This is a genomic window from Azospirillum isscasi (assembly GCF_030849505.1).
Taxonomy (GTDB): domain Bacteria; phylum Pseudomonadota; class Alphaproteobacteria; order Azospirillales; family Azospirillaceae; genus Azospirillum; species Azospirillum isscasi.
In genome coordinates, this window is the sequence record NZ_JAUJFI010000018.1 from 19,275 (window position 1) to 43,559 (window position 24,285).

Annotated in this window: 20 protein-coding genes; 7 read left to right on the forward strand and 13 right to left on the reverse strand. The window is 68.6% G+C overall.

The features are described from left to right. Window positions 1-67: 67 nt before the first annotated feature. From QSG27_RS06095 to QSG27_RS06110, 4 genes are all read right to left on the reverse strand, one after another. The gene (locus tag QSG27_RS06095; RefSeq protein WP_306704239.1) at window positions 68-994 is read right to left on the reverse strand and encodes a class I SAM-dependent methyltransferase; all 927 of its coding nucleotides are present in this window, start codon (window positions 992-994) and stop codon (window positions 68-70) included. A gap of 139 nt (window positions 995-1,133) precedes the next feature. Then, on the reverse strand, window positions 1,134-2,381 hold the full coding sequence (locus tag QSG27_RS06100) for an endo-1,4-beta-xylanase (protein WP_306704240.1): 1,248 nt from the start codon (window positions 2,379-2,381) through the stop codon (window positions 1,134-1,136). A gap of 204 nt (window positions 2,382-2,585) precedes the next feature. After that, window positions 2,586-4,955 carry a GumC family protein gene (locus tag QSG27_RS06105; RefSeq protein ID WP_306704241.1) on the reverse strand — a complete coding sequence of 790 codons (2,370 nt, stop codon included), beginning with the start codon at window positions 4,953-4,955 and terminating at the stop codon, window positions 2,586-2,588. Between the two features lie 3 nt (window positions 4,956-4,958). Further along, on the reverse strand, window positions 4,959-5,672 hold the full coding sequence (locus QSG27_RS06110) for a WecB/TagA/CpsF family glycosyltransferase (protein WP_306704242.1): 714 nt from the start codon (window positions 5,670-5,672) through the stop codon (window positions 4,959-4,961). Between the two features lie 526 nt (window positions 5,673-6,198). Between QSG27_RS06110 and QSG27_RS06115 the strand changes: the two genes are divergently transcribed. Beyond that, window positions 6,199-8,496 carry a helicase-related protein gene (locus tag QSG27_RS06115; protein WP_306704243.1) on the forward strand — a complete coding sequence of 766 codons (2,298 nt, stop codon included), beginning with the start codon at window positions 6,199-6,201 and terminating at the stop codon, window positions 8,494-8,496. Window positions 8,497-8,608: 112 nt separating this feature from the next. After that, window positions 8,609-9,217 carry a GIY-YIG nuclease family protein gene (locus QSG27_RS06120; protein WP_306704244.1) on the forward strand — a complete coding sequence of 203 codons (609 nt, stop codon included), beginning with the start codon at window positions 8,609-8,611 and terminating at the stop codon, window positions 9,215-9,217. Window positions 9,218-9,274: 57 nt separating this feature from the next. Here the strand turns inward: QSG27_RS06120 and gpmA are convergent, their stop codons facing one another. Continuing rightward, window positions 9,275-10,015, reverse strand: a complete 741-nt coding sequence (gene gpmA / locus QSG27_RS06125; RefSeq protein WP_306704245.1) for a 2,3-diphosphoglycerate-dependent phosphoglycerate mutase — start codon at window positions 10,013-10,015, stop codon at window positions 9,275-9,277. A gap of 206 nt (window positions 10,016-10,221) precedes the next feature. Between gpmA and QSG27_RS06130 the strand changes: the two genes are divergently transcribed. Both QSG27_RS06130 and QSG27_RS06135 read left to right on the forward strand, forming a co-directional pair. Next, entirely contained in the window at window positions 10,222-10,518 is a 297-nt protein-coding gene (locus QSG27_RS06130) for a cyclic nucleotide-binding domain-containing protein (RefSeq protein ID WP_014198175.1), read from the forward strand. A 12-nt stretch (window positions 10,519-10,530) separates the two neighbouring features. Continuing rightward, on the forward strand, window positions 10,531-10,872 hold the full coding sequence (locus QSG27_RS06135; protein ID WP_306704246.1) for a hypothetical protein: 342 nt from the start codon (window positions 10,531-10,533) through the stop codon (window positions 10,870-10,872). A gap of 15 nt (window positions 10,873-10,887) precedes the next feature. Here the strand turns inward: QSG27_RS06135 and QSG27_RS06140 are convergent, their stop codons facing one another. Next, on the reverse strand, window positions 10,888-11,085 hold the full coding sequence (locus QSG27_RS06140) for a Nif11-like leader peptide family natural product precursor (protein WP_306704247.1): 198 nt from the start codon (window positions 11,083-11,085) through the stop codon (window positions 10,888-10,890). A 163-nt stretch (window positions 11,086-11,248) separates the two neighbouring features. After that, window positions 11,249-13,534 carry a glycogen debranching protein GlgX gene (gene glgX, locus QSG27_RS06145; protein WP_306704248.1) on the reverse strand — a complete coding sequence of 762 codons (2,286 nt, stop codon included), beginning with the start codon at window positions 13,532-13,534 and terminating at the stop codon, window positions 11,249-11,251. A 569-nt stretch (window positions 13,535-14,103) separates the two neighbouring features. On the opposite strand from glgX, the gene QSG27_RS06150 reads away from it, so the two are divergent. The 3 genes from QSG27_RS06150 to QSG27_RS06160 all read left to right on the forward strand — a co-directional run bounded on the left by QSG27_RS06150 (window position 14,104) and on the right by QSG27_RS06160 (window position 18,142). After that, complete coding sequence (locus QSG27_RS06150; RefSeq protein ID WP_306704249.1) at window positions 14,104-16,245, forward strand: hybrid sensor histidine kinase/response regulator; 2,142 nt, start codon at window positions 14,104-14,106, stop codon at window positions 16,243-16,245. A 134-nt stretch (window positions 16,246-16,379) separates the two neighbouring features. Continuing rightward, window positions 16,380-17,672, forward strand: a complete 1,293-nt coding sequence (locus tag QSG27_RS06155) for a pentapeptide repeat-containing protein (protein ID WP_306704250.1) — start codon at window positions 16,380-16,382, stop codon at window positions 17,670-17,672. A 38-nt stretch (window positions 17,673-17,710) separates the two neighbouring features. Then, a complete protein-coding gene (locus QSG27_RS06160) occupies window positions 17,711-18,142 on the forward strand; it encodes a hypothetical protein (RefSeq protein WP_306704252.1) in 432 nt (143 codons plus the stop codon). Window positions 18,143-18,244: 102 nt separating this feature from the next. On the opposite strand, the gene QSG27_RS06165 is transcribed toward QSG27_RS06160, so the two are convergent. The 6 genes from QSG27_RS06165 to QSG27_RS06190 form a co-directional block, all read right to left on the reverse strand. After that, complete coding sequence (locus QSG27_RS06165; RefSeq protein ID WP_306704254.1) at window positions 18,245-19,045, reverse strand: MetQ/NlpA family ABC transporter substrate-binding protein; 801 nt, start codon at window positions 19,043-19,045, stop codon at window positions 18,245-18,247. A 10-nt stretch (window positions 19,046-19,055) separates the two neighbouring features. Next, window positions 19,056-19,724, reverse strand: coding sequence for a methionine ABC transporter permease (locus QSG27_RS06170; protein ID WP_094304189.1), 669 nt, complete (start codon window positions 19,722-19,724; stop codon window positions 19,056-19,058). Further along, on the reverse strand, window positions 19,690-20,754 hold the full coding sequence (locus QSG27_RS06175) for a methionine ABC transporter ATP-binding protein (protein ID WP_306704259.1): 1,065 nt from the start codon (window positions 20,752-20,754) through the stop codon (window positions 19,690-19,692). Before QSG27_RS06175 ends, QSG27_RS06170 begins: the two co-directional genes overlap by 35 nt. Next, on the reverse strand, window positions 20,751-22,421 hold the full coding sequence (locus QSG27_RS06180; protein WP_306704261.1) for an acyl-CoA synthetase: 1,671 nt from the start codon (window positions 22,419-22,421) through the stop codon (window positions 20,751-20,753). Before QSG27_RS06180 ends, QSG27_RS06175 begins: the two co-directional genes overlap by 4 nt. Before the next feature lie 178 nt (window positions 22,422-22,599). Beyond that, window positions 22,600-23,391, reverse strand: coding sequence for a MetQ/NlpA family ABC transporter substrate-binding protein (locus QSG27_RS06185; RefSeq protein WP_306704263.1), 792 nt, complete (start codon window positions 23,389-23,391; stop codon window positions 22,600-22,602). 71 nt (window positions 23,392-23,462) lie between these two features. Further along, window positions 23,463-23,663: a hypothetical protein gene (locus QSG27_RS06190; protein ID WP_306704265.1), complete on the reverse strand. Its 201-nt coding sequence runs from the start codon at window positions 23,661-23,663 to the stop codon at window positions 23,463-23,465. Window positions 23,664-24,285: the final 622 nt, after the last annotated feature.

Genomic DNA, 24,285 nt, shown 5'->3' on the forward strand with positions numbered 1-24,285 from the left:
GCCTTCCGGCCACGGGGGGAGGGATGTGTAAAGTCTTGTTACAGAAAGATTCCCCTGCCGCGCCCACTCACGCCCCGTGACTTTTGTGAGCCACCATGAAGACCTCCGGGCGGAACAGATAGAGCTGGCCGAGCTTCCCGAGCTTGCGCCGCAAGGTTAACGGCATGGCCCCCAGCGCCGCCTCCATGGCCTTCACATAGGCCAGATAGCCGGTGCCGGACCCATGGATGTGCCACCGCTTCCGGACCGCCATCGGGGCGACGTAGACCGCCTCCATCCGGGTGAAGCCGGCCTCGCGCAGCGCCCGCTCCGTCTCCGCCCAGGTGTATTCGCGCAGATGCATGCAGATCGGCTCGTCCAGCCCGAACACCTCCGACAGGTCCATCGGCCCGGCGTGCTTGTGCGGCATGCTGAGCACGTAGCGCCCGCCCGGTTTCAGGATGGCGTGCACGTTGGACAGATGCAGGGGCACGTCCTCGGGGTGGAAATGCTCGATGACGTGGGTGGAGACGACCGCGTCGTAATGGCCGCGCGGTTCGAAGGCGGCGAGGTTCACGCCGTCGCAGCAGCGCCACGTCACGTTGGACCGTTCGTCCGTCCAGCGCTCGCCGCGCTCGCGGGTGATCTCGGTGGCGACGCAGCGGTGGCCGTGGCGGGCCAGATAGCTCAGCAGCCGCCCCTTGCCCGAACCGACCTCGTAGACGTCCCGCGCGCCCTTCAGCAGAGTCAGGAAATGGCGGAAGTCCAGCTCGTCGTTCTGCGCCGCCGTGTCCACCCCGTCGTTCAGCCACGGGCATTCGCTGTACAGGGTGGTGTAGTTCCGCTCGAACACCGTCCAGCGCTCCTCCCGGCGGGAGTCCAGAAGTTCGCGCGCAAGTTGGCGTTCCAGGTCCCAGTGCTGGCGGACCATGGTTTCGCTGAGGGGGTAGTTCGGGGCCAGACCGAACTTCCGCTTGTAGCGGGCGACCAGCTCATCCGACGTCAACGTGTCCACGGATCACCTCGTTGGGGGAAACGGTGCTGTTCCGCTAATCTAAGGATGCTGTCGGAAATCCTTACAGGCGCGGACGGCGGATCGGGCCGCGCGATCGGGCGAGGTAGCGGGGCCGGGCGGGGTACCGCGCTCTTCCCCCTTACCCGGACCGGCCGCGCCCGCGCAGCGCCTGCACCGACGCCTCGTAGAGCGGCAGCGGGCGCGAGGCGGCGTCGTAGGGGGAGGGGTGGGGCTTCAACTCCGGCATCTCCCGCGCGATGTAGTTCAGGTCGGAGCGCAGGTGCCACCAGCACAGCTCGGCCAGCCGCGCGTTGCCGGCGATGTCGCCCAGATACTGCCCGGCCAGAAAGGCCATGGCGCGGTCCTTCTCCGCCCGCGACCAGGAGCGCGGCAGATGCTTCTCGTTCACGTCGAACTCTGTGACGTGGATGGGCAGGCCCAGCCGGTCCATGGCCCGCAGGAATCCCCGCATGCCCTCGCGGTCGTAGGGTTTGCCGGCCATCAGATGGCTTTGCAGCCCCACCCCGTCGATCGGCACGCCGCGCTTCACCGCGTCGGTCAGCCAAGTCTGGAAATAGGCGCGCTTGCGCTGCTGCCAGCCCTCGTCGATCTCGATGCCGAATTCGTTGATGACCAGCTTGGCGGAGGGGAACTCCCGCCGGATGTGGTGGAAGAAGGGGTCGAGCCACTCCGGTCCCTTGGCGCCGCCGGCCACCACCCACCACATGCCCTTGCGGAAACCGTGGCGGTCCTGCTCCTGGGGGTGGCTGCGCTCGGTCTCCCAGAAGAAGGCTTCGTTCATCACGTCGATGCGGTAGAAGCCGTCGCCGTAGCGCCGCTTGACCGCCGCGACCATGGCGGTGAAGCGCGGCCAGTAATTGTCCTCGGACAGGGTGCCGTCCGGCGAGAAATAGGCGCTCTCGCCGATGCCCAGCGCGCGTTGGCGGCTGGCCGGCAGCATCATGTAGTCGGGCATGCCCATGTGCTGCCACAGGGCGCAGTGCCAGTTGGGCTTCGCGCCGATGCGGCGGGCCAGCTCTACCCCGGCGTCGAAGCGGCCCCAGTCGAAGTTGCCCTCCTGAGGCTGGAAGACGGCCCATTTGCCGCCGTTCTCCGGGGTCACCACGTCGCATTCCCGCGCCATCAGCGTGTCGAGCATGGGGTCTTCCGGCTCGATCAGATGGTCGCGGGCGGCGCCGTGGAGGATGCCGGCGGCCCGGCAGGCGTCGCGCAACGTCGGGTCTGGGACCGCCGACGATGCGGCTTCGGCGACGGAGGGGCCGGCGGCGGCCTTGCAGCTTGCCAGCACCGCGGCGGCGGCGGCGGCGCGCAGCGCGGCGCGGCGGGACAAGGGGAAGGTGCCGGATCTGGGCGAGGTCAGGGCCATGGGCGTCGGGCCTCGTGGGGTTCGGGATGACATGATAATTCCCTCTCCCGTCCCGGGAGAGGGAAGGGGCCCGCGCAAAGCGCGGGAAGGGTGAGGGTACTGCCGAGAAACTGGCTTTGATCCTCGATCTTACCCTCACCCGGCCCCTTTGGCGCCACCCTCTCCCGGGACGGGAGAGGGAAGAGCGCCTTGCGGAAGGTCCGGTTACGGCGTCGCCCGCAGGGTCGGGTTGCCGTAGTACTTCCGCGTGGCGACGTAGCTGTTGTACGGACCCTGGTAGCCCTTGCTGGCTGCCTTCTTCAGGTTCACGTCGGTCATCACGCAGACGAACTTGCTGTGGTCGATCGGGCCCAGGTCGGCCACCGCGTTCAGGTCGCTCGCCGTGGTGTGGCCCCAGCGGGTGACGAACAGCACCTTGGAAGCCGCACCGCAGACGATGCGGGCGTCGGACACGGCCAGCGCCGGGGCGGTGTCGAAGACCACCAGATCGAAGCTGGGCGACAGGCCGGCCATGAGCTGCACGAGGCAATCGACGTTGAAGCGGTCCAGCGTCATCGGGTTCAGCTTGCCCGCCGGCACCATGGCGAAGGGCACGTCGTCGGCGGTGTGGACGATCTCGTCCAGCATGGCGTCGCCGGCGATCCAGTCCGACAGGCCCTTCTTGGTAGACAGGTCGAACAGCCCTTCCATGCGGGAGCGGCGGAAGTCGGTGTCCACCACCACCACCCGGCGTCCCGCCTGGCTGGCGACCTGCGCCACGGCCAGCGTCAGCGAGGTCTTGCCGTCCTGCGGGCGGGCCGAGGTCACCGCCAGCGCGCCGACCGGGCCGAGATCCGACAGGTGGTTGCGGAACAGGGCGCGCAGGGATTCGCTGAACAGCGAGAAGGGATGGCGCTGGAAGATTTTGTAGAGGCGCCCCTTGGCCCCGCGGTCGCTGTGGTGCGGCACGATGTGGACGGTGCCGACGCCCAGGATGCGGCGCACGGCGTCCGGGGTGTGGATGCGGCGCTGGAGAAGCTCCAGCCCGAAGACGCTGAAGACGGCGAGCGCGAGCGCTGCGACGAAGCCGGCCAGCAGCAGCAGGATGCGGAAGGGACCCGACGGCTCGTGCGGGACCTGCGGCGCCGAGACCAGCTTGACGGCGGCGGGGAAGGCGCGGGTGTCCTTCTGGGCCTCGACCTCCTCCAGACGGCCCAGCAGGCTGTCGAGAAGCTGGCGCTTGGCGGTCGCTTCGGATTCCAGGGTGCGCAGCGGGATCGCCTGCTCCTGCATGGTGGCGTAGCTGCCCTCCATGCGGGTGATCATGGCCCGCAGCGCGCCCTCCTGCTCCACCGCGACCTGCGCGGCCTCGCGGACGCCGTTGATCTCGCGGCGGATTTCCTGCTGGAGCGAGTTGTTGGCCTCGTTCAGGCGGCCCTGAAGCTCGACGATGCGCGGGTGCTTCGGACCGTACTGGCGGGAGAGCTGGGCCATCTCGGTGGAGATCGCGGCGACGGTGGCGCGGAGCTGGGCGACGACCGGGGAGGCGATGCTGCCGCCGATGGCGTTCCAGTTGCCGGCCTTCAGGTTGCGCTCCAGCGCGTCGGCCTGGGCGACCGAGCGGGCGCGGATGGCCGACGCCTCGGTCAGGCGCAGGCGGGTCTGTTCAAGCTCGTTCTGGGCCATCAGGCCGGTGCCGCCCTTCAGCAGGCCGCCCTTGACGCGGGCCTCCTCGACCTTCGCGTCGGCCTCGGCCACCTCCTTGCGCAGCAGGACGATGCGGTCCTGCAGCCAGGAAATCGCGCTGGTCGACAGGTCGCGGTCCATCTGCTGGCGGGTTTCCATGTAGCGTCGGACGATGCCGTCCACCACGTCGCGGCTGAGCTGCGGCTCCTTGGAGGTGAAGCGCACCTGGATCACGCGCGACCGGCCGACGATGGCGACGTCCAGCTTGCGGTGGATGCGCGCGATGATCTGGTCGTTGCCCAGCGCCGCGTGCGCCTCGCGCGCCCGGATGTCCTGCGCCACCTCGTCGCCGTGGCTCAGCAGCCACGCGACCGGGGCCGGCGGGGCGCCGTCCCAGAAGCGGTCGGCGAGGCCGCGGCCATAGGCCACCACCCGTTCGACGAGCGGGAGCGTCTCGTCCTCCTGCGCCGGCGGGTTGAATTCCGGATGCTGATTGAGCTGAAGATCGTTCACCACCTGGTTCAGCACCTGCGGCGACTTCAGGATCTCGATCTCGCTCAGGATCGCGGCGTCCTCAGTGGGGATGGCGCCCACAACCTGCTCCACCTCGCGCACGATGCGGACCTGCCGGTTGTCCACCAGCAGGAGCGCTTCGGAGGTGTACTGGTCCTTCAGCGTCGAGACGGCCAGCGCCGACAGGCCGGTCAGCACCACCACGATGGCGGCGATCAGCCATTTGTGGCTGCCCAGCACGCGCAGGATGAAGCGGAAGTCCGGCCCCATGGACGGGGTCTGGGATTCGAACTCGCTGCGCCGGGCCGGACCGGGAGCGGCGGGCCATGCCGGAGCCGGAGCCGGCAAACCACCCTGATTGTGGCCGCCGTGATTGACTTGGGGCAGGTTTTCCACGTCTCAAAGCTCCTTATGCATGGGCGCTGGTGCTGGTGCGCCGGAAGAACGCCCGGAAGAACGTATGGCGGCACGGCGCATGAGCAGGACGGTGTGGGCGAAGCCGAAGGCGCCGACGCAATAGCGGCGGAACAGCCGGCGGGGCTCCTGAACCAGCCGGAACGCCCATTCCAGCCCGATGCGCTGGACGGCGGCGGGGGCCCGGGTGAAGCGCCCGGCGAGGAAATCGATGATGGCGCCGCCGTTGACGATCAGCACCCTATGGTCCAGCGCGCGCTTGAGTTGCACCGCGACCTCCTCCTGGCGGGGCATGCCCATGGCCAGGACGATGACGTCGGGTTGAAGCTCCCGGGCACGGGCGATGTAATGCTCCACGGAATGGAAGCCGTGCTGGGCATCGACGTAATCGTGCGGGGTCCGCTCCTTCAGCCGCTCGATCCCCTCGTCCAGCCAGGGCGATGCGGTGCCGTAGACGGCGACCCGCCGCGGCGACAGGTGGCGCAGGAGCAGCGGGATGAAGTCGGTGCCGTTCATGTTCAGCCCGACCGGCTGGTCCAGCCAGGGCAGAGCCATCTCCAGCGCCACGCCGTCCCGCAGCAGGACGTCGGAGGCCCGGAAGGCCGACCAGGCGGCGGAGGACCCCGCGCAGAGGTTCACGCCGTGAGCGTTGAGGAACGACAGGATGGTCGGACGCTCGACGGCAGATAATGTCTTCATCAATGCATGGCGCTCGTCCTCGCAAGAAATACACCGTATTCTCTCGATCAGTGCCAGGACGTCACGAGGGGTCGGCATGCACATCTCCTAACCAAAATCAGCGAAGCGACGACGGTTACGTTGTCTGTGCAACGATGATGCCCGACGGTTTGCGGTGCAGTAAGACGATATTGCTTGCTAACACTTCCGATTGGGGGGAGGCGGCAAGTTCGTTGCCGGTTACCCCTTTCGACAGGACCGCGCGGACAACAGGGAATGATGTGGCCGGACCCGCCCCTTTTTCGCAGCGGTGGGATGGGAGAGGGGGAAGTTCAGGCGAATTAGCCCGTGCACGCCGGGGGAACCCCTGAATCGGCTTGCCGTATTCCACCGCTCCGACCATATAGGTACGCCCGTGGGGCGCCGGTGCGCAGAATTGGGGGTGGGCGTCCGATCCGCCGCGCTGCACTGTTCCAGAACCCGGCGGAGCCCCCGAAGAACCGCCAGTCCCCCGTGTCCGGGCCGGCGACGGAAGAAGACCATTTCCATGAGCAATGACGAAACCACCCCCCGCCAACCCGGCACCGCTCCGGGCACCGCCGACGAGTTCGACCGCCGCGACGCGCTGCGCGCCATCGCCGCGGTGGTGCGCGGCGACGGGATCGAGGTGGACGCCGACAGCACCCCGGCCCGCTGGTCGGTCGCCGTCGTCCACGAGGTGGTGGTTCCCGGCACCGACCGGAAGCTGAAGCTGCGTTTCCGCGTGGCGCTCGGCCCGCTGCCCGACATCGAGGCGGACCTCTGGAGCCTGATGACCGCGGAGGAGGGCTTCGGCCGCCCGCAGGCCAAGGCGCTGGGCAAGCGGGTCAAGGCGGCCTGCCTGTCCTCCGCCGCCATCGAGAAGGCGCGCGGGCGGGTGGACGGCTGGTTCGCCTCCATGGCGCAGCGCGCCGCCGGGTTCGGCGAGGCGTGGCGGCCCAAGGGCTTTGCCGACGAGCTGGGCCGGGTGATCGGCTTCGGCGGGCGCATCCCGCGCCTTCAGACCCTGCTGGACGCGCTGGAGGAAGCCTTCTCCACCGCCGCGGCGCGGGCGGGCCTGAAGGTCCGGCGGGAGCGGCTGGAGAACGCTTCCGGCCTCGGCGTCTATCTGGACAGCTTCGCGACGGCCCGCGCCATGGTGCGCAAGCTGCGGCTGTTCGTCGGCCCGACCAACTCCGGCAAGACCCACGCCGCCATGGACCGGCTGGCCGAGGCGCCGAGCGGCTGCTACCTTGCCCCGCTGCGCCTGCTGGCGCTGGAAGGGCAGGAGGCGCTGGAAACCCGCGGGCGCCCGTGCAGCCTCGTCACCGGCGAGGAGCGCGACGTGCGGCCGGGTGCGGCCTTCACCTCCTCGACCATCGAGATGGTCAACACCTCGAAGGTCTGGGGCGCCTGCGTCATCGACGAGATCCAGATGATCGGCGACCCCGACCGCGGCTGGGCCTGGACCCAGGCGGTGGCCGGCGTGGCCGCCCCGGAAATCCTGATGACCGGCTCCGCCGACGCCATTCCCTACCTCCAGCGCCTCGCCACCGCCCTGGGGGAGGAGCTGGAGGTCGTGGAGTTCACCCGCAAATCGCCGCTGCGCGTGCAGGAGGAGCGGGTGGCCCTGGACGGCGTGCGCCGCGGCGACGCGGTGATCGCCTTCTCGCGCAAGGACGTGATGGGGCTGCGCCGCGAGCTGCTGGCCCGCGACCACACGGTGGCGGTGATCTACGGCGCCCTGTCGCCGGAGGTGCGGCGGGCCGAGGCGCGGCGCTTCCGCGAAGGCACGGCGGACGTGCTGGTGGCGACCGACGCCATCGGCATGGGGCTGAACCTGCCGGTCGCCCGCGTCGTTCTGTCCACCACCCGCAAGTATGACGGGCGGGAGGAGCGCGACCTGAACTCCTCCGAGATCCGCCAGATCGGCGGGCGGGCCGGGCGCTTCGGCATGCATGAGGAAGGCCGCGTCGCGGTGCTGGAGGGGGAGAACATCAACCCGGTGCGCCGGGCGCTGACCACCCCGCCGGTTCCGCCGGAGGACCCGCGCGCCTGGATCAGCCCCAACCTGTCCCACGTCGAGGCCATCGCGCGGGAGCTGGACACCGACAGCCTCGCCAAGGTGCTGCGCACCGCCGGGCAGGAGCTTCTGCGCGCCAACCAGACCTTCCGCATGACCGACCTGGAGCAGCGCATCCAGGCCGCCGCCGCGGTGGACCGGGCGAAGCTGCCGCTGGCCGAGCGCGACATGCTGGCGCGCTGCCCGATCGACGTGCGCGACCAGAACAACCTGCGCCTTCTGGCGTTGTGGGCGACGAACCAGGGCAAGGGGCTGCGCAATTCCGCCCCCGACGCCGCCGAGCGCTTCCACCACCGCGTCGGCACCGACGTGGAGCTGGAGAAGGCGGAGCGCGCGGTGAAGGAGCTGACCGCCTATGCGTGGCTGGCCTACCGCTTCCCCGACGCCTATCCGGAGATGGATCTGTGCCAGGAGCGCCGGGCCATGCTCAACGCCTTCATCGAGCGGACGCTGGCCGAACGCTCGCTGGCCCGCGCCTGCCCGGTCTGCGGCACCCGGCTGAAGGCCAACCACCGTTTCCGGGTCTGCGACAGTTGCTACGCCGGGCGGGTGGAGGAACGGCAGGGCGACCGCCGCGGGCGGCGTCCGGACGGGGCGCGCGGTCAGCCGCCGCAGCCCCAGGCGGGCAACGGGGGAAAAGACGGTGCGGAGGGCCGCCTTCCGCATTTCCACCACCCGGTTCCAGGCCGCGACCGCGGCAAGGGCGGTGCCGGGCACCGGAAGCGGCGGCCCGCCTCGTCGTAGAAACCGGCCCATCCCAGCTCCGATTTCACGTTCTTCTTTGCTCCCTCGTCTTCTGGGGTGGCCGGTGATCCCCGTTTCGGGCGATTCACCCCGGTGGGAAAGGGAGCAAAGGATGGGGTATATTTTCTACGACTTGAGAAGATCCGACAGTTGCCGCGACATGGCGCCGGCTGCACTCGCTGACGGAACGTTCAGCGATGCCGCCCTGCCGGCGGGCATGGATATGGCCGGTATCTACATCATCGTGAACACGCAGACGAACAACCGCTACGTCGGGATCTCAAGCAACATCAAGAACCGATTCAACACGCGGCTCGCCACCGTGACGGAGATGGGCTTTCACAACTTGGAGATGCAGAGGATCGGGGTAACCTGGGGGTCGGTCTCCGTGCGGAACAGCTTGCCTCCGGCTACATATCTTCCTCAGCAGGCGGCTTGGCCGGTTCCCGGTTCCACCGTGGTTTCGCCGCCTCCTTTCGGCAGTTTCGTCGCAACGGTCGACGGTCAGTCCATCAACCTGGAGAAACTGCTGATCCGCTTCGTTCTGAGAAAGCTCGGCGCGGGAGGGACGGTGTCGAACAACGCAATGGCGTACCAACGCTACGACAACCCCACGGCGGACATCATCAAGGTGTGCGTGGCTTGGGGCGACATGGGCGGGCTTTTCCAGGCCGACTACATAGAGGCCGAGTGGTATCCCGGTATCGGCCACGGCTGGTGAACGTCTGGCTCCGGAGAACCCGCATGGGGATCGATCAGGCGACCGCGCTGCCGATCCTCATCGCCCCCCGTCCCGGCGGGGCCACGTGATCTCCTCCGCCCCGCCGCCTTCGGTCAGGAAATAGCGGCGCAGGGGAACGAAGTCGGCGCCCAATTCATAGACCAATGGACGGCTGGTCGGGATTTCGAACAGCGGGATGTCCTGGTCGGGCACCCGGTCCAGATGCTTGACGAGGCCGCGCAGGCTGTTGCCGTGGGCCGACACCAGCACCCGCGCGCCGAGCCGCAGGGCCGGGCAGATGCCCTCCTCCCAGAAGGGGATCACCCGCTCCGTGGTGTCCTTCAGGCTCTCGCCGCGCGGCAGGTGGGCCTTGCCCAGCCCGGCGTAGCGCCGGTCCGACACCGCGGAACGCGGGTCGTCGGGCTCGATGGGCGGGGGCGGGACGTCCCAGCTCCGCCGCCACAGGAAGACCTGATCGGCGCCGTGGCGGGCCGCCGTCTGCGTCTTGTTCAGCCCCTGCAAATCCCCGTAATGGCGCTCGTTCAGGCGCCAGTGCTTGTGCACCGGCAGCCACATGCGGTCCATCTCCTCCAGAACGATGTCGAGTGTTTTGATCGCCCGCTTGAGGACCGAGGTGAAGGCCACGTCGAAATCGAAACCGGCCTGCGTCAGCAGTCCGGCGGCGTGGCGCGTCTCGGCCACCCCCTGTTCGGTCAGATCGACGTCGGTCCAGCCGGTGAACAGATCCGAGCGGTTCCAGACGCTCTGACCGTGCCGCAACAGCACGAGTCGGTGCATGATCCCCTCTCCCTGACGTGACGGTGTCGCATCCGGGGAACGGGGGGCGGGGAAAAGGGTTCCGGCGGGGCGCTTCGGGCAACACGCCATTATGTCAATCTGGAAACACGCGCGACACATTCGGACAACAAATGCGAGGTAACCTGCGCGCCAGGCGAAATTATACGCCCGGCGCGTGCACAGCCGCACTGCGACGCCGAGCCAACTTGCGTTCCGAGGCCGCCATGCAGCATCATGACCTCCTCTCCAGGACCGTTTCGACCGATCGGGACATCACCCTGGAGGCGCTTCGCGTGTTCACCTACCTGAGCCGGCGGCTCCATTTCGACCGTCCCGTGCCGGTGCTCCAGTCCGAACTGGCTGATGCGCTCGGCATGCAGCGGCCCAACGTCAACCGGGCCATCAAGCTGCTGGAAACCAAGCAGATCCTTCTGCGGGATTCCAAACTGGGGCGTGCGATCACGTTCCGGTTGAACCCGGAACTGGAGGGCGGCCGGGCCTGAAACTGGTCCGGAATGATTTTCGAAACCCGTCATCTCGTCTTCACGAACTCGGCCCTCAAGAAAGCCTTCGGCTGGTATCAGAAGGTGCCGAATCAGACCGATCTTCCGATGGGAATGATCGCCTCCGTCGTTCCGAAATCCGACGGGGGCGTCGTGGTCATGGTGCAGCAGGGTGCCGCGAAGGTGCGCGACGTTGCCTTCATGCCCAGCAAAACGCTCGGCGTCCTCCTGCTTTTCTGCCGGCGTCAGAAAATTCCCATTCCGCGTGATGCGGAGAAGGACATCTTCCCCTCCGACGACGGCATCATGCTGACGATCCGCGGCAGTTCCAGCACCACGCCGCCGCCGCCGTGACCCTCGCCCGCTTCCTCACTCGGCGCCGCAGCCGGTGGGTTGGGCCACGGTCAGAGGAATGTCCGCTTCGGTGAAGCGGTAGCCGTGGCCGGCGGCGAAATCCACCAGATCACCCAGCGTCAGCATCCCGCGCGACGCCCGCCGCAACGCCGCGCGCAGGGCCGGATCGGCCTCGGTCGCGACCAGGAATCGGATGTAGCCGCCATGACACATGCCCAAACCTCCTGGAATTGCGGCGTTGCGGACACAAGCAATGGCCCGACGCGGATTGTCCGAAGTCTTGATATCGTCGATTTACCTAAAATTGTAGACAAAATGTGGGAAAGGCGATGCGGCGTCCTGCCGCACCGCCCTTAGCGTCGTCCCGACCCGGCCTTCATTCGCCCGGCTGCTGCACCGTCTCGGCGGGAACGGTGCCGGAGCCTCCGCTGTCCGGCGCGATGGCCGGCACGGGCTCGCCCGGCCCGGAGGCGGCGCGCAGGGCCCGCGCGGCGGCCTTCAGCCCGATCTCGGACCGGCGGTCCGGCATCAGCTCGAACAGCAGCAGGGACCGCCCGTTGACCGGGATCTCGTCGCCGGTGCGGGCGGTGGCGACCTCCAGCCGGTCCGGCTCCGTGGTGTCAACCAGCGTCAGCCAGCGGCTGCCGCCCGCGACCTCCGGCAGCTTGAAGGGCACCACGTCGTGGTAGGCGTTGATGATGAGCAGCAGCGTGGCGTCGGACGCCGCCTTCTTGATGCCGGTGGCCTGCGCCCGCCCGTCCAGCAGCATGCCCAGGCAGCGGGCCATGGGGTCCTGCCACTGCTCGGTCGTCTTTTCCTCCCCCGCGGGGGTGATCCAGGTGACGTCCTTCACGTCGAGGTCGGGGTTGTAGGCACCGGTGAAGAAGCGCCCGCGGCGCAGCAGCGGATGGCTCTGCCGCAGGCCGATCAGGTGGCGGACGAAGTCGGTCAGCGCCCAGCCCTCGTCGCCGACGTTCTCCCAGTCGATCCAGCTGATCTCGTTGTCCTGGCAATAGGCGTTGTTGTTGCCGTTCTGGCTGCGGGCGAATTCGTCGCCGGCCAGGATCATCGGCGTGCCCTGGGAGAGCAGCAGCGTGGCCAGCAGGTTGCGCATCTGGCGGAAGCGCAGGGCGTTGATTTCCGGATCGTCGGTCGGCCCCTCCGCCCCATGGTTCCAGGAGAGGTTGTGGGAATGGCCGTCGCGGTTGTCCTCGCCGTTCGCGTCGTTGTGCTTGTCGTTGTAGGACACGAGGTCGTGCAGCGTGAAGCCGTCATGGGCGGTGACGAAGTTGACGCTGGCCCAGGGCTTGCGCCCCCGCCGGTTGAACACGTCCGCCGAGGCGGCCATGCGGGTCGCCAGTTCCGGCAGCTTTCCCTCGTCGCCCTTCCAGTAGGCGCGCACGGTGTCGCGGAACTTGTCGTTCCACTCCGCCCAACCCGGCGGGAAGCCGCCGACCTGATAGCCGCCGGGGCCGCAATCCCACGGCTCCGCGATCAGCTTGACGCGCGACAGCACCGGGTCCTGCCGGCAGGCGTCGAGGAAGCCGCCGCTGTGGTCGAAGCCGTAGGTCTCCCGCGCCAGGATGGTGGCGAGGTCGAAGCGGAAGCCGTCCACATGCATCTCGGTCACCCAATAGCGGAGCGAATCGGTGACCATCTGGAGGACGCGGGAATGCACGAGGTTCAGCGTGTTCCCCGTGCCGGTGTCGTTGATGTAGTAGCGCGGGTCCGGCGCCAGCCGGTAGTAGGAGGCGTTGTCGATGCCCTTGAAGGACAGCGTCGGCCCCATCTCGTTGCCTTCGGCGGTGTGGTTGTAGACGACATCCAGGATCACCTCGATTCCGGCGTCGTGAAGGCGGGCGACCATTTCCTTGAACTCGTGGATCGCGCCGGAGGCCAGATAGCGCGGATCGGGCGCGAAGAAGGAGATGCTGTTGTAGCCCCAGTAGTTGCGCAGTCCCTTTTCCAGCAGATAGCGGTCGTCCACGAAGGCGTGGACCGGCAGAAGCTCCACCGCCGTGACGCCGAGCGAGCGGATGTATTCGACCACCTCCTGCTGGGCGAGGCCGGCGAAGGTGCCGCGGTACTGCGGGGGCACCGCCGGGTGCCGCATGGTGTAGCCGCGCACATGGGTCTCGTAGAAGATCGACCGTTCCCAGGGGACCGCCGGGTGCCGGTCCTGGCCCCAGGTGAAGGCCGGATCGATCACCGCGCATTTCGGCATCCCCGGTGCGCTGTCGCGCCGGTCGAAGGAGAGGTCGCCGCGCGGCGAGCCGACGCGGTAGCCGAAATGCGCGTCCGACCAGCGCAGCGGGCCGACCAGATGCTTGGCGTAGGGGTCGAGCAGCAGCTTGTTCGGGTTGAAGCGGTGGCCCGCCTTGGGCTCGTACGGGCCGTGCACGCGGTAGCCGTAGACGGTGCCGGGCCGGGCGTCCGGAAGATAGCCGTGCCACACCTCGTCGGTGTATTCCGGCAGCTCGATCCGCTCCAGCTCGCGGCGCCCGTCCTGGTCGAACAGGCACAGCTCCACTTTGGTGGCGTTGGCGGAAAACAGCGCGAAGTTGACGCCCAGCCCGTCCCAAGTGGCGCCGAGCGGGTAGGGCAGGCCCTCCCGGATGCGGGACTGGCGGAAAACCTTCGGAGCGAACGGCGGCTTCTTCACGGTTGAACCTCGTGTGGGCGCGTTGCGGCATGAAGCAGCACAGGAACGCGCAAGCCGCCCCGGTGATCCAGACATCGGCGCAATTTCCGACGTTTGCCGGCGTCTCAACTCTTGGCCGAACCATGTCGCCCTCATTCACCCAAAGAATGGGTCCGGTATGAGCATGGTCATAGTCGCCATGGCGAGTCGCGCCGATAATTATGACGTGCTATCATCGGTTCCGAACAATAAAGTTAAGTAAATCTCTGGGATATAGTCGGAAGTCATCCGACGAAAGGCCATGGAAGTGGATGCGGCTTAAATGAAAACTTTCGCCTTGCCGTGCCGTCACCGCTCCTTTGGGGCTGAAAGCCTGAAGAGATTGGTGAAGAACAGGGCTGGTGGGGGGGCTTCTCCGGTCCTTCCGGCCCATCGGCGGCTTGCTTTCCGGCAACCTGCGATCCATGGCCTCTGAACCACCCAAATCGGCCAACGCCCCGGGCGCACGCGCTGCCGGTGCCCGGCGGTATCGTGCATCCGGCGGACCGGAAGCGACGCTCCAACCCCGCCCCACCAGAACGCGCCTGCCCATGATCCGGCTTTCGGTCAACGCCCTGCTGAACTTCCACCCAAAAGCCATCCTGGCGGCCATCGTCCTGGCGATGACCCTGCTGGGCGGAGTGGCCTGGGGTGCGTTGTCGCTGGCCGATTACGTCAACACGCTCGACCGGGCGGAACAGGGCACCCGGCAGGCCGCGGCCTTTCTGGAGGGGCACGCCGACGCGGTGCTGGACGGCGGCGCCGCCGCGCTGGCGCGGGTGGCCGACCGGCTGGAGGAGGGCGGGCTGGCGACGCTGGCCGACAGCGCGCTGGGGGAGGCTCTGGCGGCGTCGCGGTTCGGTGCGCTGTCCATCCTGGACGGCGGCGGCCGGACCGTGTTCGGCCCCTCGATCCACCCGGACGGCGGCGTCTCCAGCGTGCTGCAAGGTGCGGGGGGCGGCCTGGAGCTTCTGCACGGGCGGGTGGACGGGGTCGATTCCATTCTGCTGGTCCGGCGCATCCTGGGGCGCGGGGGCGTCCTCGACGGCGCGGTCCTGCTGGCGCTTCCCTCCTCCAGTCTGCACACCGTGCTCGACGTGTTCGGTGACGGGCGGTACAGCGTCGCCGGCCTGTTCCGGTTGGACGGCGCGCGGCTGACCGGCATCGGCGACGTCGGGCTCGGCCCCCTTCCCGTGTTGGAACCCGGGGCGGAGAGCGCCGACGGCCACTGGTCCGTGAATGGACGGGGTGCGGTCATCGGCCTGAAGCGGATGCGCGATTTCCCGGCGGTGGCGGCGGTGGCCCTGCCGCGCAGCATCGTCCTGGAGCCCTGGAGCAGCCGGTTGCGGCACGGCTTCCTGATGGTCGGTGTCAGCGTCGTCGCGCTGTTCGGGCTCGGTGCGCTCGGCTGGGCCAGCCTGCGGCGCGAGGCGGCGGCCCGCGACGCCCTGCGCGACGCCAACGCCCGGCTGGAGCAGCGCGTGGAGGAGCGCACCGCCGACCTGCGGTCGCTGAACCAGAAGCTGGTCCGCGCCCTGTCCGAGAAGGAGCGCGCCAATCAGGCCAAGGCCCGCTTCCTGTCGGCGGCCAACCACGACCTGCGCCAACCCTTCCAGGCGCTGCGCCTGTTCCATCACCTGCTGATGGAGCGGCTGAAGGACACGCGCGAACGGTCCATCGCCGAGAAGATGGGGGAGGCGCTGGACAGCGGGGAGAAGCTGCTGCACGCGCTGCTGGAGGTCGCCACGCTGGACGCCGGGGTGGTCCGCCCGAACATCGCCAATGTGGCCATCGCCTCCGTCCTGGGCGGTTTGGCGTCGGAATTCCGGGGGCTGGCGGCGGACAAGCGGCTGGAACTGCGCGTGCGCGGGTGCGACGCGATGGTGCGGACGGACGCCACGCTGCTGACCCGGATGCTGGGCGACCTGCTGCGCAACGCCATCACCTACACACCGGCGGGCGGTATCGTGGTCGGCTGCCGGCGGCGCGGCCAGTGGCTGCGCATCGAGGTGTGGGACACCGGCTCCGGCATCGCGGCGGAGCATCTGGACGCCATCTTCGAAGACTTCGTGCAGTTGGGCAATCCCGAGCGCGACCGCCGCCGCGGCCTGGGGCTGGGGCTGTCCAAGGTGCGCCGCAAGGCGGCCCTGCTGGGCCACGCGGTCGAGGTCCGCTCGCGTCTGGGCCAGGGGTCGGTCTTCTCCGTCATGGTCCCGCTGGCGGCCAGCGAAGCGCGGACGGATGCGGCGCTGGCGCCCGCGTCGACCGGGCGTGCGGAGGATCGTCCGGCCCGCCTGATCCTGATCGTGGAGGACGACCCGGTGCAGAGCGCCGGGATGCAGCTCCTTCTGGAGAGCTGGGGGCACGATGTCCTGGTGGCCGTGGACGGACCGTCGGCGCTGGAGGCGTTGCGCGGGGCGCCGCGCTGTCCGGACGTGATCCTGTCGGACTTCCGCCTGCCCGGGCCGCTGACGGGGGCGGAGACGGTCACCCGCGCGGCCGAGCAGGAGGGGCGCCCCATCCCCGGCATCATCCTGACCGGCGACACCGCCCCCGAGCGCATCCGCGAGGCGGTGGCCGCGGGCTGCCGCCTGCTGCACAAGCCGGTCACCCCCGACGTGCTCCGCGACGCGCTGAACGCCCTGGGGGCGGAGCGCATGCCCTTCCGCCAGACCCAGCCGTCCGCGGCGTGAACCGGGTTCCGGCCCCCGTCCGGCCCCCCTTCCGGTGGTGCAGGCCCGGCAGACACGCCTATCGAGGGTTACATTAATCATTCGTGAAGGCCGCAACGCGTACCCTGAGACCGTGATCGGAGGCGAACACGGCCATGCAGCAGCGTCCTCTCACCCGTCTGGATCAGGTTCAGCTCGATGCGGTGGTGCGTCGGCACGAGATGTTCCGGAACGCCCGCATCGGCGGCGCGCGGGCGACGCTGTCCTTTTTCGACCTGAACGGGCTGGACCTGGAGGGGCGCGACCTCGCCCACGCCGACTTCGTAGGGGCCAGCCTGCGCGGGGCCAACCTGGCCGGGGCGCGGCTGGACTGCGCGTCGATGTTCGCCACGGACCTGCGGCTGGCCAATCTGGTGAACGCCAGCCTCATCAAGACGGACCTGCGCGGCGCCTGCCTGCGCGGGGCGATCCTGATCGGCGCCAACCTGTTCGAGGCTGATTTGCGGGACGGCTCGCTGGCCGAGAAGGACCGCGACGGCAGTCTGCGCATCATCCAGGTGGAGGCCCAGCCGACCGAAACGTCGGGGGCCGACCTGTCCGGCGCCAACCTGACCAACGCCCGGCTGTCCGGTGCCATGGCGATCCACACCGACTTCACCGACGCGCTGATGCGCGGGTGCAAGCTGGTGCGCGCCACCATGCGGGGGGCCAACTTCACCGGATCCAACCTGGAGGGTGCGGATCTGTCGGGGGCGGATCTCCGCGGCGCCTGCCTGCGCGGCGCGGTGCTGACCGGCGCCAACATGGTCATGACGGAGCTGACCGACGCCGACATGGAGGATGCCCTGACCGACGACCCGGTTGGCCGCGTCGTCGCCGAACTCGGGCGTCCGCTGGACGAGCTTCTGCACGACCACATCCGTTGGGTCGGGTCCAGCGGGGCGGAGGGCACGGCGCTCGACCTGTCGGGCTTCGACCTGCGGCATGCCCCGTCGCTGGCCCACACCTGCCTGACCATGCTGCGGGCGGTGGGGGCGACGCTGTACGGGCTGGACCTGACCAGCGTGCAGCTCCAGGCCGCGGTTCTGGAGAAGGGCGACCTGCGCCTCGCCAAGCTGGTGAGCGGCGACCTGCGCGGGGTCAATCTGCGCAACGCGAAGCTGAACAACGCCGACCTGCGCAAGGCCAACCTCCGTCCGCTCTATTTCGACGAGAGGCGGTCGATGCATTCCGATCTGTCGGGAGCGCGGCTGCGCTACGCCGACCTGCGCGGCGCCTGCCTGCGCGAGGTGAACTTCGCGGGCGCCGACCTGTCCTTCGCCAACCTGTCCGGCTGCGACCTGACGAAGACGGACCTGACCAACGCCCGCATGTTCGGGGCGAAGGTGGATCTGCGCTCCCTGTCGGACGGCGCCATTCTCGACGGTGTGGCGGGGCTCAAGCTTTAGGAGTATTTTGCACCTGAATTCGATGGGGAGTGCGTTCCATGTCCGGGCGCGTCGGTGCGGTTTGCGGTGGCGTGGTGTTCGGCCTGATGCTGGCGGCGGGGGTGGCGGCGCTGCCCGGTTCCGCCGAGGCCCGGTCGTCGGTCTTCCTGTCCGTCGGGCCGGTCTATCCGGACTATCCGCCGCCGCACCGTCATTTCCATGGCTATCCGCCGCCGGTCTATGTGGTGCCGCCCCCGCCGCCGGTGGTCTATGTGCAGCCGGCGCCCGTTCCGGCCCCACCGCCCACGGTGATCTTCAGCGAGCCGCCGGCGCCCGTCGTCAACGCCACCCCGACCGGCCCGGCCTATGTGGCGCGCAACGGCCAGCTCTGCCGCGAGTATCAGACGACGATCATGGTCGGCGGCGTGGCGCAACCCGGCTACGGCACCGCCTGCCGTCAGGCGGACGGAAGCTGGCGGGTGGTCAACTGAGGGGGTGGGGGCAGAACGTCCCGAAGACAGCGCCCCCGCCGCCAAAGAAAAAGGCCCTTCCCCCGGCAGGAGGAAGGGCCTTTCCGTTGGAACCGGAAACGCTTACCAGGCCGGAACCACGGCGCCCTTGAAGCGGTCGAGGATGAACTGCTTCACCTCGTCGCTCTGGTAGATCTTCACCAGCTTGGCGACCCAGGGCTTGTCCTGGTCGGCCTTGCGGATGGCGATGATGTTGGCGTAGGGGCTCTCGCTGGCCTCGCGGGCGATGGCGTCCTTGTTCGGGTCCAGGCCGGATTCCAGCGCGTAGTTGGTGTTGATGACCGCCACGGCCACGTCGTCCAGCGAACGCGGAAGCTGGGCGGCGTCCAGTTCCAGGATCTGGAGCTTCTTCGGGTTGTCGGCGATGTCGAGCGGCGACGCCTTCAGGCCCGCGCCCTCCTTCACCTTGATCAGCCCCTTGGCCTGGAGCAGCAGCAGGGCGCGGCCGCCGTTGGTCGGGTCGTTGGGGATGGAGACCTTGGCGCCGTCCGGCAGCGCGTCCAGGCTCTTCACCGTCTTGGAATAGATGCCCATCGGGAAGATCACCGTCTTGGCGACGCTGACCAGCGCGTAGCCGCGGTCCTTCACCTGGTTGTCCAGATAGGGCTGGTGCTGGAAGGAGTTGACGTCGAGGTCACCCTGCGACAGCGCCTGGTTCGGGATGACGTAGTCGGAGAACTCCAGCACCGTCAGGTCGAGGCCCTCCTTGGCGGCCAGCGGCTTCACCTTCTCCAGGATCTGGGCGTGCGGGCCGGGGGTGACGCCGATCTTCAGGGCTTCCGCGGACGCGCCGAAGGCGGTCGCCAGGGTCGCGATGCCGGCCACCAGGCCGAAGGCCGCGCCGAGCACACGGGTACGGAACATCTCCAACTCCTCAGGACTTCAGGTTGCGTTTGTTGACGCGGCGGGCGATCCAGTCGCCCGTCGATTGAACGATCTGCACCAGCACGATCAGCACGATCACCACAGCCAGCATCACCTCCGGCAGGAAGCGCTGGTAGCCGTAGCGGATGCCGAGGTCGCCCAGACCGCCGCCGCCGACCGCCCCGACCATCGCCGAATAGCCGATCAGGCTGACCACCGACAGCGTCAGGCCCAGCGCGATGGCCGGCATCGCCTCCGGCAGCAGGACCTTGCGGATGATCTGGAAGGGCGTGGCGCCCATGGACTGCGCCGCCTCGATCAGGCCGCGGTCCACCTCGCGCACGGCGCCCTCGACGATGCGGGCGATGAAGGGCACGGCGGCGACCGTCAGCGGCACGATGGCCGCGGCGGTGCCGATGGAGGTGCCGGCGATCAGCCGGGTGAAGGGAATGATCGCCACCACCAGGATGATGAAGGGGGTGGAGCGCGTCATGTTCACCAGCACGCCGGCGATCCGGTTGAAGGTGAGGTTCTGCAGCAGCTCCCCCCGGCCCGTGACGGCCAGGAGCACGCCCAGCGGAAGGCCCAGCGCCGTGCCCAGAAGGCCCGACACCGCCACCATGTAGAGCGTGTCGAGAAGCGCCTTAAACAGCAGCGCGTAGATTTCCGGGGACAGCATGACCAAGCACCTCGACACCGAGCTTGTTGACGTTCAGGAGGCTGATGGCCGCCTCGATGGACTGCGGGTTGCCGATGGCCTCCACCACCAGCGTTCCGAAAGGCGCGCCCTGGATCTCGTCGATCTGGCCGTGCCAGATGTTCAGGTCCAGGTTCAGCTTGCGGCTGATCGCGCTGATCACCGGGGAGGTCGCGCGCTCGCCCGTGAAGGTGATGCGCAGCACGATGTTCGACCCCGCCACCGGCGTCGGCGACAGGCGGGCGCGCAGGCTGTCCGGAATGCCGCGGTTGATCACCGGATCGACGAAGGTCTTCGTCGTCTCGTGCTTCGGGTGGGCGAAGACGTCGAAGACCGGCCCCTGCTCGATGATGCGCCCGTTCTCCATCACCGCCACCTTGTGGCAGATCTCCTTGATGACGGCGATCTCGTGGGTGATCAGGACGATGGTCAGCCCCAGCCGCTTGTTGATGTCGGCCAGCAGGTGGAGGATCTGGGTCGTCGTCTCCGGGTCCAGGGCGGAGGTCGCCTCGTCCGACAGAAGCACCTTGGGCTTGCTGGCCAGCGCGCGGGCGATGCCGACGCGCTGCTTCTGCCCGCCCGACAGCTCCGCCGGATAGCGGTCGCGCTTGTCGGTGAGGCCGACGAGATCGAGCAGCGGCTCCACCGTCTCGCGGATCTGCGCCTTCGTCACCCCGGCCAGCTCCAGCGGCAGGGCGACGTTGTCGAACACCGTGCGCGAGGACAGCAGGTTGAAGTGCTGGAAGATCATGCCGATGCTGTGCCGCGCCTCGCGCAGCTCGCGGGCCGACAGGGCGGTGACGTCCACCCCGTCCACCAGCACGCGGCCCGAGGTCGGCTTCTCCAGCAGGTTCACGGTGCGCAGCAGCGTGGACTTGCCGGCGCCCGAACGCCCGATGATGCCGTAGATCTCGCCGCGCCCGATGGTCAGGTCGATGTCGGCGAGCGCCTGCACCGGCGTGCCGGTTCCGCGGGAGGGGTAGGTTTTCTGAAGCTGTTCGAAGGTTATCATACGCTCTGGGCCTCCCGACGCTCTCCCAGCTCGCGGGCGGCGTCGCGCAGGACGGTCTTTTGGATTTTGCCGGTCGATGTCTTCGGCAGGTCGCTGAACACAACGGTACGCGGCACCTTGTAGTGCGCAATGCGGTCCCGGCACCATTGAATTATGTCGGCCTCAGACGGGCGCTCCGCGCCGGGCTTCACCGTCACGAAGGCGCAGGGGCTCTCGCCCCAACGGTCGTCGGGGCGGGCGACCACGGCGGCCTCCAGAACGGCGGGGTGCCGGTACAACGCCTCCTCCACCTCCAGGGACGAGATGTTCTCGCCGCCGGATATGATGATGTCCTTGCTGCGGTCCTTCACCTCGATATAGCCGTCGGGGTGCAGCACGCCCAGATCCCCGGTGCGGAACCAGCCGTCCTTCAGCGCCTCCCGCGTCGCCGCGGGGTTCTTCAGATAGCCCTTCATCACCGTGTTGCCGCGCAGCGCGACCTCGCCGATGGTCTGGGCGTCGGCGGGGACCGGCCGGCCGGTCTCGCGGTCGAGGACCGCGGCGTCCTCCACCGCGACGTGGTTCACCCCCTGCCGCGCGAACTGGACGGCCAGCCCGTCGGAATCCAGCGCGTCCCATTCCGGCTGCGGGGCGCAGACGGTGGCCGGGCCGTAGCATTCGGTCAGCCCGTACATGTGCACCACCTCGAAACCCAGCGCCGCCATGCCGGCCAGGACGGCGGAGGGCGGGGCCGCCCCGCCGGTCCCCACGATCACCGGGCGGGGCGCGCGCCGCCGCACCGCCGCCGGGGCGTGGATCAGCATGTTCAGCACGATCGGCGCGCCGCACAGGTGGGTGACGCCGAGGTCGGCGATGGCGTCGAAGATGGCCGCCGGCTCCACCCGGCGCAGGCAGACATGGGTGCCGCCCGCGGCGGTCACCGCCCAGCTGTAGGTCCAGCCGTTGCAGTGGAACATCGGCAGCGTCCACAGGAAGACGCTCTCGGGCCGGACGTTCAGGGTGAAGGCGTTGCCCAGCGCGTTCAGATAGGCGCCGCGGTGGTGATAGACGACGCCCTTGGGGTTGCCGGTGGTGCCGCTGGTGTAGTTCAGGGCGATGGCCTGCCATTCGTCGTCCGGCCCGTGCCAGGGGGCGGGTTCGGCGGCGGCGAGGAAGTCCTCATACTCCACCGCACCCAGCGAGGGGGCGTCCGGCACCAGTTCGTCGGCGATCTCCACCAGCGTGATGGGGCGCCCCGTCTGGCTCAGAGCGGCCTTGGCGACCGGCGACAGCTCGCGGTCCACGATCAGCAGGCTGGTTTCGCTGTGCTCCAGGATGAAGGCGATGGCCGCGGCGTCCAGCCGGGTGTTCAGCGCGTTCAGGACCGCGCCGGCCAGCGGCACCGCGTAATGCGCCTCCAGCAGGGCCGGGACGTTGGGCGCCAGCACCGATACGGTGTCGCCGCGGCCCACCCCGGCCCGGAGCAGAGCCCCGGCGAAGCGCCGCACCCGGTCCAGGAATTGCGCGTAGGTGATGGTCCGGCGGCCATGGCGGATGGCCGGCTTGTCCGGATAGACCTTCGCGGCGCGCTTCAGGAAGCTGAGCGGGCTGAGCGGGACGTGATTCGCGGGATCGGGGGCGAGGTCGCGGTCGAAGATCGAGGCGGTGCCGCGGGAGGGGCCGGTCATGGACGGAACTTCCTGAAAAAGAAATGTTTTTCTGGCCATTGTTTTCCCCTTTCCCGCCCCGGGAGAGGGAAGGGTGAGGGTGCCGCCACGGATCGGTGCACTGATCCTCGGCAGCACCCTCACCCGGCCCTTCGGGCCACCCTCTCCCGGGGCGGGAGAGGGGAGGGATAGATTGCGGTCACCAGGTCGGGATGATGGTGCCGTTGAAGCGGGTGTTGATGAAGTCCCGCACCTCGGCGGAGCGGTACAGCTCGATGAAGCGCTTGATCGCCGGGTCCTCGGCGCGGTCCTTGCGGACGGCCCAGACGAGGTGCCACTTCGACTGGTCATCCTCCAGAACCAGTGCGGTCTTGGGGCTCAGCCCGGCCAGGACCGCGTAGTTCAGGGTGATGACCGAGGCGTCCACGTCGTCCAGCGAGCGCGGAAGCTGCGCCGCGTCCAGCTCCACCAGCTTGATCTTCTTCGGGTTGGCGGCGATGTCGGCGATGCCGGTGTTCAGGCCCGCCCCGTCCTTCAGCCCGATCACCCCGGCCTTGGCCAGCAGGAACAGCGCGCGGGCGCCGTTGGTCGGGTCGTTGGGGATGGAGACGCTGGCTCCCTCCTTCAGGTCGGCCAGCGACTGGACCTTCTTGCCGTAGATGCCCATGGGCACCACGATGCTCTTGGCGACCGGCACGATGTCGTAGCCGCGCTGCTTGATCTGGTTGTCCAGGAAGGGCTGGTGCTGGAAGTTGTTGGCGTCGATGTCGCCGGACTGGAGCGCCGCGTTGGGCATGTTCCAGTCGGTGAACTCGATCACCTCCGCCTTCAAACCCTCCTTGGCGGCGATCTTCGCCGTGTATTCCAGGATCTCGCCATAGGGGCCGGCGGACACGCCGAGCTTCAGCGACGCGGCGTCGGCGCCGGTGGCGAAGGTGAGAAGGGCGGCGGCGAAGGCGGCAGTGAAAGTAGACGTCAGAAAGGCTTTCACGGAACGGGTCCTTATGTGGGCGGTGTGGAATATCGGAATCGGGCGATGGACCGGTGTGAAATGCGGGCGCGTCAACGCCGCCGCACGCCGGTGCGCCGGGCTGCCAGTTGATGGGCGGCGCGCTCGGCCTGTCCGACGTTGCGGAAGATCTTGCGGTCGAGGTCCTTGAAGGACCAATCGGACACGAAGAAGGTGAAGCCGCCCTGACCGGCGACGACGATGCCGGCGGACCGGCCCTGGACTTCGATGGCGTAGGCGCTGGAGCTGCTCATGACGGTGTTCTCCCTCGGCCCGCGGCGCTTCGGCGCGCGGGAACGGTGCGGATCGGATCGGGTGCTGGGCTGGATGTGAGTCGGCGCGCTGGGGTCAGCGGCGACACGAGGTGCTGCGCATTCGGCAACACAGGCCCATCGCGGTGCCGGTCCGGTCGGCGGGGGAGGGGGGAGGCATCATGGTCATTCCGGTCACTCCTTCCAGAGTTCCACGACCGGTATCGTGGCGCTTTAGCGTTTGGTGACGCGGCGCAAGCTGACGATCAAATTGCCGCGGGGCGCCCCCCTTGGGCGTCCGGGAATTTATCTACAATGTCGCTGGGCATTCGGTCAAGGCGGAAAATGAATGAGAGTTTGTGAAAAGACGTATATAACAATGTAGATTTGTTTTTGCTCCGCGGGGGCGCTGCGGTGTCGGCCCGGCCGCCACCCTGACCCTCCCGCCAACGCAGGGAAGGGGATTGCCGCCGCTTCGCGAATGTCCCCCTCCCGCGCGCAGCGGGGGAGGGCCGGGGTGGGGGCCGCGGAGGGCGTCTCCACCCGGCAAAGCGGCCCTGCGCCGCACTATGCCTCCTAAGACCGTGACGGCGGCGCGGAATGTGGTATATCCGGGCAGCGGTTC

Excerpts from the sequence above, each read along its gene's own strand:
- QSG27_RS06160 (WP_306704252.1), top strand. The coding sequence starts at position 17,711 with ATGTCCGGGCGCGTCGGTGCGGTTTGCGGTGGCGTGGTGTTCGGCCTG.
- gpmA (WP_306704245.1), bottom strand. The coding sequence starts at position 10,015 with ATGCACCGACTCGTGCTGTTGCGGCACGGTCAGAGCGTCTGGAACCGC.
- QSG27_RS06190 (WP_306704265.1), bottom strand. The coding sequence starts at position 23,663 with ATGAGCAGCTCCAGCGCCTACGCCATCGAAGTCCAGGGCCGGTCCGCC.
- QSG27_RS06100 (WP_306704240.1), bottom strand. The coding sequence starts at position 2,381 with ATGGCCCTGACCTCGCCCAGATCCGGCACCTTCCCCTTGTCCCGCCGC.
- QSG27_RS06135 (WP_306704246.1), top strand. The coding sequence starts at position 10,531 with ATGATTTTCGAAACCCGTCATCTCGTCTTCACGAACTCGGCCCTCAAG.
- QSG27_RS06170 (WP_094304189.1), bottom strand. The coding sequence starts at position 19,724 with ATGCTGTCCCCGGAAATCTACGCGCTGCTGTTTAAGGCGCTTCTCGAC.
- QSG27_RS06110 (WP_306704242.1), bottom strand. The coding sequence starts at position 5,672 with ATGAAGACATTATCTGCCGTCGAGCGTCCGACCATCCTGTCGTTCCTC.
- QSG27_RS06175 (WP_306704259.1), bottom strand. The coding sequence starts at position 20,754 with ATGATAACCTTCGAACAGCTTCAGAAAACCTACCCCTCCCGCGGAACC.
- QSG27_RS06115 (WP_306704243.1), top strand. The coding sequence starts at position 6,199 with ATGAGCAATGACGAAACCACCCCCCGCCAACCCGGCACCGCTCCGGGC.
- QSG27_RS06180 (WP_306704261.1), bottom strand. The coding sequence starts at position 22,421 with ATGACCGGCCCCTCCCGCGGCACCGCCTCGATCTTCGACCGCGACCTC.
- QSG27_RS06140 (WP_306704247.1), bottom strand. The coding sequence starts at position 11,085 with ATGTGTCATGGCGGCTACATCCGATTCCTGGTCGCGACCGAGGCCGAT.
- QSG27_RS06120 (WP_306704244.1), top strand. The coding sequence starts at position 8,609 with ATGGGGTATATTTTCTACGACTTGAGAAGATCCGACAGTTGCCGCGAC.
- QSG27_RS06150 (WP_306704249.1), top strand. The coding sequence starts at position 14,104 with ATGATCCGGCTTTCGGTCAACGCCCTGCTGAACTTCCACCCAAAAGCC.
- QSG27_RS06155 (WP_306704250.1), top strand. The coding sequence starts at position 16,380 with ATGCAGCAGCGTCCTCTCACCCGTCTGGATCAGGTTCAGCTCGATGCG.
- QSG27_RS06165 (WP_306704254.1), bottom strand. The coding sequence starts at position 19,045 with ATGTTCCGTACCCGTGTGCTCGGCGCGGCCTTCGGCCTGGTGGCCGGC.